Raw genomic sequence first — 11,549 nt, 5'->3', positions numbered from 1 at the left:
ATCTACCTTAACTTGATGATTTTTATCTAAATTATCAGGGGATTCCTCAGTGCCAAGCATTGGAGCGAAAGCATCTTTCATATAGCAAAACCCTTAGTATCCGTGTCGATGACTTCACAATTTGCATCCTAGGGGAGGTGTAAATGTTGATCTATTAATTAAAAGCCTTAGTGTGAATGCGTAAGTGATTAATTAAATTATGTTTTTAGATTGAAAAGGGTGAGGCGTATATGACTCGCTACCAGCAGCTTGCTGAGCAAATTAAATTACAAATAGAGAGTGGGGTTTGGCGTGCAGGAGAGAAAGTTCCTTCAGTTAGAGTCACCAGCCGTAACGGCTCAGTAAGTGCGTCAACAGTGTTGCAGGCATACCAACTCCTTGAATCTAAGGGATGGCTAGTCGCAAAGCCACAATCTGGATTTTTCGTTACTTCAATTATGGAACGAGCACCATTAGTGAGCTCCGAGAAACTAATTAGACCTCAATATAACGATAAGCTTTATGAGTTTTTGCAAAGTAATATCAATGCAAACGTTGCTCTTGGCTCTGCTTTTCCGGATCCAACGCTCTTTCCACTTCAGTCACTTAATCGCCATTTAGCAAGCGCTGGACGTAAAATGCCAACTAGCAGTGTGTTTGATAACATGCCTCCGGGGAATGAATCGTTGAGGCGTCACATTGCCCAGAGATATATTAGCCATGGTCTGTCAGTCTCCCACAATGACATTGTTATTACGTCTGGGGCAATGGAAGCTCTCAATCTAAGCTTGCAGGTCGTGGTTCAACCAGGCGATTCAGTAGTGATCGAGACACCGACATTTTATGGGGCGATACAAGCTATCGAGAGGTTAGGCCTTAAAGCGATAGAAGTACCTGTCGATTTAAAAGAAGGATTGTGTGTTGACCAATTTGAAAAGGCGATCAGCCAGAACAACATAAAAGCATGCTGGATTATGCCGAGTTTTCATAATCCAACGGGCACTTGTCTATCGACCGAGAAGCGACAAAAAATTAGTGAGTTAGTGAAAGCACATGACATAGCTGTAGTGGAAGATGATGTTTACTCGGAACTCTATTTCGGTGAACAACGCCCTATCCCCCTCAAGTATTGGGACAAAGAAGATAGGGTATTCCTATGCGGCTCATTCTCTAAATCATTATGCCCAGGTTATCGAATTGGCTGGGTAGTAAACAGAAAACACCATGAACGGTTGCAAAAAGCTCAATTAGTATCAACGCTTTCAGGTAGCGTGCCCGTTCAAGAGGGTATTGCTCACTTTTTAAAGTACGAAAGTATTGAAAATCACCTGCGAAAACTTCGTAAAGAACTCTACCTTCGTCAAGAAGCTTTTATTGAAGAGCTTCAGCGGTTCATTCCAACCAATATAAGAATTGCTCGTCCTAGAGGAGGCTATTTTATTTGGATTGAACTTGGGGAAGAAATTGATACTTATCGAGTGTATCGAAACCTACAAACACAAGGAATCAGTATTGCTTACGGTTGTCTTTTCAGTACCAGAGAGAGATTCCAAAATTGTATGCGTCTAAATACTTCTTATGCGATGACATCAGAGCTATCTAAAGCTATTGAATATATTGCGATGGAGATCAATGGCTAGACAACTGTTTGGAAATTTATCGGGGTAACTGTACTGCTTGAATGTGACGAGTTTGTGTTGCAATGGTTGAAGTTATTCAGCTTAGAGAGGTATGTATGGTCGAACGTAATTATGCACGTCAGTTTTATTTATTTGCTGTTGCACTGGTAAGCGCTTTTTTGCTCATTTTTGGTCATTTGATTCTGGCTAAGTCTTTTGCTGGCTTAATATGGGTTGAGTACACTGCAGCGGCAATTCCCTTCGTATTGCTCATTCTTTGTATTATGGGTTTCAGGTATGCAATAAAAGAGGAGGAAGCACCGTAGTTTGCGATTTAGTAAGCAGTGATTATAGGTCATACCTTGGTTAAACTATCTGTTAAGGGGCCAACTTTCCTATTCTCCATGGCCCCTTTGCAATAGCCCATATTTCAATCTATAACATTCAGTCAGTTAAAGCTATTTTCAAGAAATCCTACCATCCGGAATTTGTAGAGTAATTACTTAACTTTCAGGCTGATTAAAGTGAGAATATAGTGGAGTGATGGGTGTGATCTTTTCTGAATATTTCTTTTCTTTTGTTATACAAATTGTAACTTTATATTAATGGTGTTAGTTTAGGCTCCACTAATGTTAAACACAGCATCGCATTTAGCACCCATCGAAGCTTCACTAGCTAATGGTTACTTCCGGAGATAGAGCATCGCTAATGCCGATCTCGTTTAACGCGTATCGAACAATTTATCTAACTAAAGCAAGTGTGCGTTATACGCAGCTTGTAATGTCCATGTAAGAAACACAATGCTAAAAATTACAAAAAAAAGCAGGACTGGTCGGCTTATGGATAAGGAAGTTTATTACTATGCAGGAGAGATATTAGCCGCTAAATCCTCTTATAACCCTTTCTTTGCAAAGGGCGCGAAAGAGAATTATGTGCTTGAATGGTATTTGGGTGGTTTTGCTCGAAAACAAGTCGGTGCATTAGATCACGACCACGCTGAAGCCAAATTCGACCATCGCTTACAGCTTTGGACTGAAAGAATTTCACACAATGCTGATGTTATTCGTCCAATGAAATAAAAAAACCTCCTTAGGGAGGTTTTTTTATATGCTTTAAAAGCTCGCTGAGCGCGGTGTACGAGGAAATGGAATAACGTCTCGTACATTACCCATACCTGTTACATACGAAACCAATCGTTCAAACCCTAAACCAAAGCCAGCATGAGGAACTGTCCCGTAGCGACGTAAGTCACGGTACCAAGCCATATGTTCTGGATCGATTCCCATATCACGCATACGCGAATCTAGTACCTCTAGACGTTCTTCACGCTGAGAGCCACCAATAATCTCTCCGATACCAGGTGCAAGTACATCCATTGCTGCGACAGTTTTACCGTCGTCGTTCAAGCGCATGTAGAAAGCTTTAATGTCTTTCGGGTAGTTTTTCACAATAACAGGTGCTTTAAAGTGCTCTTCAGCTAGGTAGCGTTCATGTTCTGAGGACATATCGATACCCCACTCAACGGGAAATTCAAATTCGCGACCAGAATTGAGGAGGATTTGAATGGCATCCGTGTAGTCTACTTGAGCAAAGTCAGAATCAACAAATGCTTCTAAACGTGAGATTGCTTGCTTATCGATGCGCTGCGCAAAAAACTCAAGGTCGTCACGACGCTCTTCTAAAACTGCTTTGAAGACATATTTCAGCATATCTTCGGAAAGCTTGGCGATATCATCAAGGTCTGCAAATGCGACTTCAGGTTCTACCATCCAAAATTCCGCTAAATGGCGGCTAGTGTTTGAGTTCTCTGCTCTGAACGTCGGTCCGAATGTGTATACTTTGCTTAATGCGCAAGCATAGGCTTCGGCATTAAGTTGACCGGACACGGTTAAAAAGGTTTCTTTACCGAAGAAATCTTCGTTGTAGTCGACCTTACCTTCTTCCGTACGAGGCAGGTTTTCCATGTCTAAAGTCGATACACGGAACATCTCACCAGCACCTTCAGCATCTGAGGCTGTAATTAGCGGAGCTGAGACCCAATAGTAACCCTGCTCATGGTAAAAGCGGTGGATAGCTTGAGATAGGCAGTTTCGTACTCGAGCAACAGCACCTATAACGTTCGTTCTTGGGCGTAGGTGGGCTACTTCACGCAAATACTCGATAGAGTGGCGAGTTTTTGCCATTGGGTAAGTGTCAGCATCTTCTACCCAGCCAACCACTTTTACTGCGGTTGCTGCAAGCTCAAAGTCTTGTCCTTTTGCGGGAGATTCGACGATTGTACCCGTTACTTCAACAGAACAGCCAGTGGTTAGTTTGAGCACTTCTTCAGCGTAATTATTGAGATTACTTGGGACCACGGCCTGAATCGGGTCGAAACAAGAGCCGTCGTAGATGGCAAGAAAAGAGATTCCAGCTTTGGAATCACGACGTGAGCGGATCCAGCCACGGACAGTTACTTCGCTGTCTACTGATAGCTTTCCGCGTAATACGTCGGATACAGGCGCGTAAGTCATGTTGTAAATATTCTCCATTAAGTAAAAAGGCAATCCTGTGTTCTGAGCGCCCAACATGGGTGCAATGCAGGTAACACAGAATTGTATATCTTAAGTACCACATATTACCTTTCAAATCTGAGGCTTCAACCTTTATTCGCCGCAAGTGAAGTAAAAAATGCACAAACTGTGGTAACTCGTTTACGAATACTTGCCTTTACGTAAACTTCATTGAAGAAATAATCCCATAAATCCCTTAGCAAAACTTGTCACTACTATACTATTTCCTTAGTATTGCGTGTCTTTTGTATTGCCAGAGAGCCAAAATGAAATCTGAATTATATAAAGAGTTTATGTTTGAAGCAGCACACCATCTACCTAATGTCCCTGAGGGGCATAAGTGCGGGCGCTTGCATGGCCACTCTTTTTTAGTTCGCCTTTATCTAAAAGGTGAGGTAGATCCGCATACTGGGTGGTTGATTGACTTTGCCAAGATTAAAGAAGTCTTTAATCCCATATACCAGCAGCTTGACCATCATTATCTAAATGAAATCGAAGGATTGGAAAACCCAACCAGTGAAGTATTGGCAAAGTGGATTTGGGATAAAGTTAAGCCTTTGCTGCCACTTTTAAGTAAAGTAGAAGTTAAAGAAACCTGTACGGCAGGTTGTATTTACGAAGGTGAATAAATAGCGATTTAAATGGAGTTAGGAAAAGTGACTTGCTTAGCCTTTTCTCCAATTTTATAGCTATAGCGGCTCACATAATGTGCTTTGAGTAAGGGGGGAGGCATGGTTACACGAATCGCTATTATGGTTCAATTTGTTTTAGCTTTATCGATATTTTATCTTGGTTACACCATCCATGCTACATCGAATAAGGTGAGCAATATTATAGAAGCCTACCCCGAGGTGCTTAAAGACATTGATTCGTTGGCAACAACTCTTCAGGTAGAAGAGTGGCTGAAAGTTGCTGAAGTCGCTGAACAAATGATACCAGACATTGTGAGAAGTGTAGATCAAGTTTCGAAAAGTGTGGCTGCTATAAATCAAACCGCAGCCTCTATAGATGGTAAAGTACCCAGTGTATTAGACGAATTAACTCGTTATCGTGTCGATGTATTTCCAGCCGTTGTGAGTGAAGTTTCAAGTTATCGCAAGGATGTGATACCTCTTGTACTGGTGGAAAGTGAAGGCTATAGACAGGTCACAGTCCCAATGCTAGTACAGGAAAGTACCAACTTGCGTAATGACATTCCTCCAATGCTTGCGAAAGCTGATGAAATTGTTGCTCAAAGCCAGAAACTAGCAGAACAAGCAACGTCAGGAGCAGTAAAAGGAGTGATTATGTCTCCGATTAATCTTATCAAGGATGCGGGGTCTCAAATTAAAGGGAAGATCATATTAGAAGAGCCCCCGGAATCAGAATAACTGTCAGCAGGCTTGTTATATCAGATTAATATTTGCAATTTCTTAATCGTTAGCATTGCAATCTGATCACCAATGATTAAGATGGTCACTTCCTTCATAACGATAGGAAAGCCGTATAAGGAATGCGGTATTACCTAAAGGACAGTCTATTCAAGTCGGATTTTTACATGATCTTAAAAATTACCACTCCAATTATTGAACCAACTGAAGGTTCTCCACATGTTTGCTCAACTAGCACAACTTGGCTTAATTCGTGTTTTCAACCTCAATATTCACCTTGCTCCTTCCTTTTTAAAGCTCGTTATTCTTTTCGTTTTTGACCGATAGCCGCAGCGCTAGGCACGCGCATTCGTTCACTTTCTTACAATCAATTTAGATACGAGTTTTATGAATACTAAACTTCTGGGTAGTTCCCTTATAATTTCCGGTACCGCATTGGGTGCGGGCATGCTTGCCATTCCAATGGTATTAGCTCAATTTGGCCTGTGGTATGGCACTTTACTAATGATTTTTATTTGCTTTGGGACAACTTATGCGGCTTTGCTGCTTCTCGAGGCGACACTTAAAACAGGAAGCGGCTTAGGGCTTAATTCTATCGCTAGGCAAACATTGGGCAAGCCTGGGCAACTGGTCTCGAATATTCTCCTTTATGCGTTACTTATCTGTTTGTTAATGGCATACATTCTTGGAGCTGCAGATTTACTTGGCCAGTTTACCTCTTTTATTGGGCTAGATGTTTCTCAACAACACAGCCAAATTGCATTCACGCTAATATCAGGAATTATTATTGCCTGCGGAACAGGAGTGGTAGATAAGCTCAATCGTTTATTGTTTTTTGTTATGATCATCAGTTTGGGGCTTAGCCTAGTAATCTTACTCCCTGATTTTAAAACGGCGAATATTACCCATATCGTAAGCAGCAATAAAGTTGATTTAATTAAAACAAGTGCGGTACTTTTCACGAGTTTTGGGTTTATGGTGGTTATCCCTTCATTAGTAGCATATAACCATGAGGCAGATGATAAGCAATTAAGAAACATGGTTATTATTGGTTCAATAATACCTCTTGTGTGTTATCTATGTTGGTTGTTTGCTGTTGTAGGTAATTTGAGACCAGACCAATTGGGAGAGTTCTCAAATGTATCTGATCTTATTCTTGCCTTTGGAGACAGCTCCCAGTGGATTGGAACCATTCTCTCGGTTTTTACTGGTTTAGCACTTCTTACCTCATTTTTCGGTGTTGCTATGTCTTTGTATAATCAAAACCGAGATACGTTTGGTCAGAATAAATTAGTAACCTATGTTCTTACGTTTATTTTGCCTTTAGCGGGTGCTCTTCTAGCGGCTGACAAATTTCTTGCCGTGCTGAGCTATGCAGGAATCATATTAGTCTTCTTAGCTGTATTTATTCCACTTGCGATGGTCTATGTTGTACGTAGCCAAAATATGCAATCGAAACGATATAAAGCGGAGGGTGGTAATGCTATGTTATTGTTTTCACTATGCTTTGGTGTATTTTTGATTGCTTCTCAGCTTATTTAAGTTTGAAAAGTCGAAGGCCTCTAATCAGAGGCCTTTTTCTTTATTGAATCTTATATTTGTTTGATTCATGTCTACGGACTTAGAACAAAACTAGCTATGTTAATCTAGTCTAGTAAAATTAGCGCTTTTCAGGTAGTTATCTCCCACCCATATAAACCAAATTGCCTATTTGTTGTATATAAATTAGTCAATAATTCTCGCTTTCTTATTAATTTTGTATATAATTGCCCGCTAAATTTTTAGCTGCTGAGCTTTTTTCGTCGTAAATTTAAAGAGTTGCAATGAAGAGAAATGGTTTTAGTTTAGTAGAACTGGTGCTTGTTATTGTTATCCTAGGTGTGTTGGCGGTAACAGCAGCGCCAAAGTTCCTTAATTTTCAGCAATCAGCAAGAGTTTCTGTGATTCAAGGAATTTCTGGAGCAATGAAAAGCACTATAACACAGGTTGTAGCTAAGTCGTACCTTAGTGGCTTAAGCCCAAGTGCGACTAATCCTGCCAATCAGTCCGATTTTTTGGTGAATTTTGAATTTGGCAGCGTAGAAGTTGACTGGGGAAATTTATGCCCTGAAAGTGTTGGAGAAGAGGGTGACCGGTTAACCATGGTGGATTTTCTTCATATTAGCGATGATGAAAATATAAAATCGCTGGCTGGTAATCGCTATACAGTTGTTGGATTTAATTTCCCTTTTAAATCCAAACATGAGCTGAAGGGAAGCGATATCATTGATCTTCCTCAAGGCTGTTATGCTATTTATGACTCTTTTGGCCGCTCATCGCCTGAACAATGCCCAGCGGATGGCTGCGTGTGTAATGTAAAAGTAGAAGTGAGTGGTTGCTAATTATTAGTATTAGATAAAGGTGAGAATTTTGTTTCCCACCTTTTTATTGGCTTTAGCTAGTTAGCAAATTACTTTTACAGCTAAGCCACCTTGAGATGTTTCGCGGTATTTAGCGTTCATGTCTTTGCCTGTTTCAAGCATCGTCTCTATGACTTTATCGAGTGAGACGGTAGGCGCTGATGAACGGCGCAATGCCATTCGCGACGAGTTAATGGCTTTCACTGCTGCAATGCCATTACGCTCAATGCAAGGAACCTGAACCTGACCAGCTACTGGGTCGCAAGTCAACCCTAAGTTATGTTCCATTGCAATTTCTGCAGCCATACATACCTGTTCAGGGCTTCCACCCATTAGCTCAGCTAAACCAGCCGCTGCCATCGAGCAAGCTACACCGACTTCTCCTTGACATCCAACTTCAGCACCCGATATGGATGCGTTTCGTTTATACAAGCCGCCAATAGCACCTGATGCTGCAAAGTAGCGAAGGTAATCTTTCTCAGTTACCGTCTGGATAAACTTATCGTAATAGGCGAGAACGGATGGAATTATGCCACAAGCGCCATTGGTGGGAGCTGTCACAACGCGACCGCCTGCTGCGTTCTCTTCATTGACAGCAAAAGCGAACATATTTACCCAGTCAACCACCGACATAGGATCATTAGTGGTTTTTTCTGAAGTCAGCAGTTGTTGACGAAGAGCCGCAGCGCGACGCGGTACTCGCAAAGGCCCAGGAAGGATACCTTCCGTGTTCATGCCGCGATCCATGCACTCACGCATTGTTTTCCAGATGTTGGCAAAGTATGTGCGTGTTTCTTCTTCTGAATGCAATGCTGTTTGGTTCTTCATCACTAGGGTGCTGATAGATAAGCCGCTTTCCTTACATTGGTTTACCAACTCCTCTGCAGAAGTAAACTCATAAGGTGCTTTGACTGCGCTTTGCTGTTCTTTGCCGAAATTTTCTTCGTCGACAATGAAGCCGCCGCCTATGGAGTAATAGGTTTTTGAGTATACTTTTTCATTCTCTACCCAAGCATGGATCTGCATGCCATTTTCATGCAATTCAAGATTGGTTTTATGGAAGGTCATCCCGCCTTCTTTTGGGAACGAAACAGTATGACAATGCATGCCCACAGGAAGACGCTCTGTCTCCTCAACTCGTGAGATAAAACTTGGAATAGAGTCAATATCGACTTTTTCGGGAGTATTACCAGCAAGACCCATGATAATTGCAATATCAGTGTGGTGACCTTTCCCTGTCAGTGATAGCGAACCATAAACGTCAACGGTAATTTTGGTGATGTCACGCAATTTTCCCATTGAACGTAAATCATCAGTAAATTCTTTACCCGCTTTCATTGGGCCTACAGTGTGTGAACTTGAAGGACCAACACCGATCTTATAGATGTCGAAAACACTAATCATATCGATTTCCTCAAAACAAAACCTCCCTAAGAAGCGGGAGGTTTTTTATTATCGTTATATTTTTACAAAACCACGTCTAAAAGAAACGTGGTTAAAACGCGCCGTAGATTACCGAAGTAATAGCGGCAAGGCCACAGATTGTTGTGAAAATCTGCACTGGCGCAGAAGTTTTGTATTTTGCCATGGCTGGTACTTTTTGCATGGCGATAACAGGCATCAAAAATAAGATTGCCGCAATCATAGGAGCACCCATAGTTTCTATCATATCTAGGATGCTTGGGTTAATAATTGCAACTATCCAAGTGGTAATGACTATAAAGATCAAAGACCCTTTCTCAACAGCACTTACTGGTGCACTAGAGCGTGACTTGATTAAACCGACAAGGCCTTCATGAGCGCCAAGGAAATGGCCAAAATAGCTTGATGTAATTGCCGCAAATGCTACCAGGGGACCTAAATAGGAGATAAGAGGAGATTCATGAGCGTTAGCAAGGTATGACAATACCGAGATGTTTTGCTCTTTTGCCATAGCCAATTGCTCTGGTGAAAGTGACAGAACCACAGAGAAAACAAAGAACATGACAAAGCCCATCAGCATTATGGCTGCGCCACCAGTAATGGAATCTGTTTTTCCTACTGCATCATCGCCGTGTTTACGTCTTTGTTCTTTAGCGAACTGTGAAATGATAGGACTATGGTTGAATGAGAATACAATAATTGGGATTGCAAGCCAAACTACAGTAGGCATCGTCGACCAATCTGGAGCCACTTCTACCATAGAGCTATTCCAATCTGGAATCAGGTAGAAAGAGAGAGCAAGCAAAATAAATACTAGAGGGTAGACCATTGCGGAGGTCGCTCTAAGCATTAATTCTTTACCGAATACAACTCCTGCTGTCATTGCTGTAATAAGTGCTCCAGAGAGCAGCCATCTAGGAATCGATTCCATACCAATTTGGTTGACTAGGAAAGAATCTACGGTATTGGTGATACCGACACCGTAAATAAGAACGATAGGGTAAATCGCAAAAAAATAGGCGAAGGTAATAAGGTTGGCACCCGTTTTACCAAAGTGTTCTTCGACAGTGTCAGTAATATCTGCGTTTGGGTTTTTAGCTGAAAGCACAAAGCGAGCAAGAGATTTGTGAGCAAACCAAGTCATTGGCGCAGCGATGAGCGCGAGAATAACTAATGGCCAAAAGCCTCCAGCACCAGCTTTTATTGGCAAAAACAGCACACCAGCACCTACTGCAGTGCCAAAAAGTGACAGACACCAAGTGAAGTCTTTGTAAGTAAACTTACTAGACGATTGTGCGGCGTAATCCGCAGAATTTGTAGGATTCATTTTATAATACTCATTTTGGGAACAGGAAATAAGTTGGGTGCAATTTTGCATGAAATATTGCACAAAAAATAGATCTAAATCATGAATTGGCTCGACTAATAATTACATATGTTAAAAACAAGGATTTGTTCACGAAATCTATGGTTCTTTCATGATTTTTATTAATCGATTTAATAATAAAAACTAATGTGTGGTTTTTTCACTGGTCGATCTAGAGCGAAATCTGCCTAGCGAGTAGTTATTTCGAATCTTAACTATGTATTAATATGGTTTTGCAGAGCATGGATGATCTGAGCCGTCATACCCCAAATAAAATAATTTTCGTAAGAAAGGCCAAACACACGATGAGAGTGGTCGCGTACACGAAAACGTTCGCTATGAAGTTGCTGTCTATCCAAGACAACCGATGCTGGAACTTCAAAGATTTCGTCAACTTCATTGAAGTCGATATTGGTGTGGTAGTCTGGTGCGACAAAAGCGAGAAAAGGCGTTACTGTGAAATGACTAATGGTGACAAGTTCAGGCATCTGACCGAAAATAGTAATTTCGCGCTCCTGTATTCCCACTTCTTCGTAGGTTTCTCGCAGTGCAGTCTGTAGCAGGGAGTTGTCACTATCTTCATACTTACCTCCCGGAAAGCTGATCTGTCCCGGGTGATGTTTAAGATGCTGTGCTCTTCTTGTGAATATAATGTTGAGACCTGTCCCTCGCTCGACAAATCCTATTAAAACAGAGGCCTTGCGTAGTGATTTACGTGAGATATGAGCGACGCGTCTCATTGTCTCTTGGTGATAGTCGACAGTTTGCTGTAATTGAAAGTTTTGAATGATTTGATTTTTATTGAGCTCTGACAACACGTTAGCTCTACCTCCTTATTTGAA

At 41.4% G+C, this 11,549-nt stretch carries 11 protein-coding genes; 7 read left to right on the top strand and 4 right to left on the bottom strand.

Annotation, left to right across the window (positions count from 1 at the left end; genetic code table 11):
* The first annotated feature begins 230 nt into the window (after window positions 1–230).
* The 3 genes from AAFM34_RS13170 (at window position 231) to AAFM34_RS13160 (ending at window position 2,677) form a co-directional block, all read left to right on the top strand.
* Window positions 231–1,619, top strand: coding sequence for a PLP-dependent aminotransferase family protein (locus tag AAFM34_RS13170; protein ID WP_341663540.1), 1,389 nt, complete (start codon window positions 231–233; stop codon window positions 1,617–1,619).
* 95 nt (window positions 1,620–1,714) lie between these two features.
* Window positions 1,715–1,924 carry a hypothetical protein gene (locus tag AAFM34_RS13165; protein ID WP_341663538.1) on the top strand — a complete coding sequence of 70 codons (210 nt, stop codon included), beginning with the start codon at window positions 1,715–1,717 and terminating at the stop codon, window positions 1,922–1,924.
* Window positions 1,925–2,437: 513 nt separating this feature from the next.
* The gene (locus tag AAFM34_RS13160; RefSeq protein WP_160931094.1) at window positions 2,438–2,677 is read left to right on the top strand and encodes a hypothetical protein; all 240 of its coding nucleotides are present in this window, start codon (window positions 2,438–2,440) and stop codon (window positions 2,675–2,677) included.
* 33 nt (window positions 2,678–2,710) lie between these two features.
* On the opposite strand, the gene asnS is transcribed toward AAFM34_RS13160, so the two are convergent.
* Window positions 2,711–4,111 carry an asparagine--tRNA ligase gene (gene asnS, locus AAFM34_RS13155; RefSeq protein WP_341663533.1) on the bottom strand — a complete coding sequence of 467 codons (1,401 nt, stop codon included), beginning with the start codon at window positions 4,109–4,111 and terminating at the stop codon, window positions 2,711–2,713.
* A gap of 305 nt (window positions 4,112–4,416) precedes the next feature.
* Between asnS and queD the strand changes: the two genes are divergently transcribed.
* The 4 genes from queD to AAFM34_RS13135 all read left to right on the top strand — a co-directional run bounded on the left by queD (window position 4,417) and on the right by AAFM34_RS13135 (window position 7,901).
* Window positions 4,417–4,779, top strand: a complete 363-nt coding sequence (gene queD / locus AAFM34_RS13150; protein ID WP_341663531.1) for a 6-carboxytetrahydropterin synthase QueD — start codon at window positions 4,417–4,419, stop codon at window positions 4,777–4,779.
* 102 nt (window positions 4,780–4,881) lie between these two features.
* Window positions 4,882–5,520: a hypothetical protein gene (locus AAFM34_RS13145; protein ID WP_341663529.1), complete on the top strand. Its 639-nt coding sequence runs from the start codon at window positions 4,882–4,884 to the stop codon at window positions 5,518–5,520.
* Between the two features lie 387 nt (window positions 5,521–5,907).
* The gene (locus AAFM34_RS13140; protein ID WP_341663527.1) at window positions 5,908–7,062 is read left to right on the top strand and encodes an aromatic amino acid transport family protein; all 1,155 of its coding nucleotides are present in this window, start codon (window positions 5,908–5,910) and stop codon (window positions 7,060–7,062) included.
* A gap of 281 nt (window positions 7,063–7,343) precedes the next feature.
* Complete coding sequence (locus AAFM34_RS13135) at window positions 7,344–7,901, top strand: prepilin-type N-terminal cleavage/methylation domain-containing protein (RefSeq protein ID WP_341663525.1); 558 nt, start codon at window positions 7,344–7,346, stop codon at window positions 7,899–7,901.
* A 60-nt stretch (window positions 7,902–7,961) separates the two neighbouring features.
* On the opposite strand, the gene AAFM34_RS13130 is transcribed toward AAFM34_RS13135, so the two are convergent.
* The 3 genes from AAFM34_RS13130 to AAFM34_RS13120 all read right to left on the bottom strand — a co-directional run bounded on the left by AAFM34_RS13130 (window position 7,962) and on the right by AAFM34_RS13120 (window position 11,525).
* Window positions 7,962–9,323 (bottom strand): L-serine ammonia-lyase, encoded by a 1,362-nt coding sequence (locus tag AAFM34_RS13130; RefSeq protein WP_341663523.1) that lies wholly within the window; start codon window positions 9,321–9,323, stop codon window positions 7,962–7,964.
* 91 nt (window positions 9,324–9,414) lie between these two features.
* Window positions 9,415–10,668, bottom strand: coding sequence for an aromatic amino acid transport family protein (locus AAFM34_RS13125; protein WP_341663521.1), 1,254 nt, complete (start codon window positions 10,666–10,668; stop codon window positions 9,415–9,417).
* A gap of 254 nt (window positions 10,669–10,922) precedes the next feature.
* Complete coding sequence (locus AAFM34_RS13120; protein WP_341663519.1) at window positions 10,923–11,525, bottom strand: CoA pyrophosphatase; 603 nt, start codon at window positions 11,523–11,525, stop codon at window positions 10,923–10,925.
* Window positions 11,526–11,549 lie beyond the last annotated feature (24 nt).

The organism is Vibrio sp. (assembly GCF_038138445.1).
In the GTDB taxonomy this organism is placed as follows: Bacteria; Pseudomonadota; Gammaproteobacteria; order Enterobacterales; family Vibrionaceae; genus Vibrio.
This window is presented reverse-complemented; position numbering and strand designations above follow the sequence as displayed.

Bases quoted from the DNA above. Each gene is read 5' to 3' on its own strand.
- AAFM34_RS13165 (WP_341663538.1), top strand. From the start codon at position 1,715: ATGGTCGAACGTAATTATGCACGTCAGTTTTATTTATTTGCTGTTGCA.
- AAFM34_RS13145 (WP_341663529.1), top strand. From the start codon at position 4,882: ATGGTTACACGAATCGCTATTATGGTTCAATTTGTTTTAGCTTTATCG.
- AAFM34_RS13140 (WP_341663527.1), top strand. From the start codon at position 5,908: ATGAATACTAAACTTCTGGGTAGTTCCCTTATAATTTCCGGTACCGCA.
- AAFM34_RS13135 (WP_341663525.1), top strand. From the start codon at position 7,344: ATGAAGAGAAATGGTTTTAGTTTAGTAGAACTGGTGCTTGTTATTGTT.
- AAFM34_RS13125 (WP_341663521.1), bottom strand. From the start codon at position 10,668: ATGAATCCTACAAATTCTGCGGATTACGCCGCACAATCGTCTAGTAAG.
- asnS (WP_341663533.1), bottom strand. From the start codon at position 4,111: ATGACTTACGCGCCTGTATCCGACGTATTACGCGGAAAGCTATCAGTA.
- AAFM34_RS13160 (WP_160931094.1), top strand. From the start codon at position 2,438: ATGGATAAGGAAGTTTATTACTATGCAGGAGAGATATTAGCCGCTAAA.
- queD (WP_341663531.1), top strand. From the start codon at position 4,417: ATGAAATCTGAATTATATAAAGAGTTTATGTTTGAAGCAGCACACCAT.
- AAFM34_RS13130 (WP_341663523.1), bottom strand. From the start codon at position 9,323: ATGATTAGTGTTTTCGACATCTATAAGATCGGTGTTGGTCCTTCAAGT.
- AAFM34_RS13170 (WP_341663540.1), top strand. From the start codon at position 231: ATGACTCGCTACCAGCAGCTTGCTGAGCAAATTAAATTACAAATAGAG.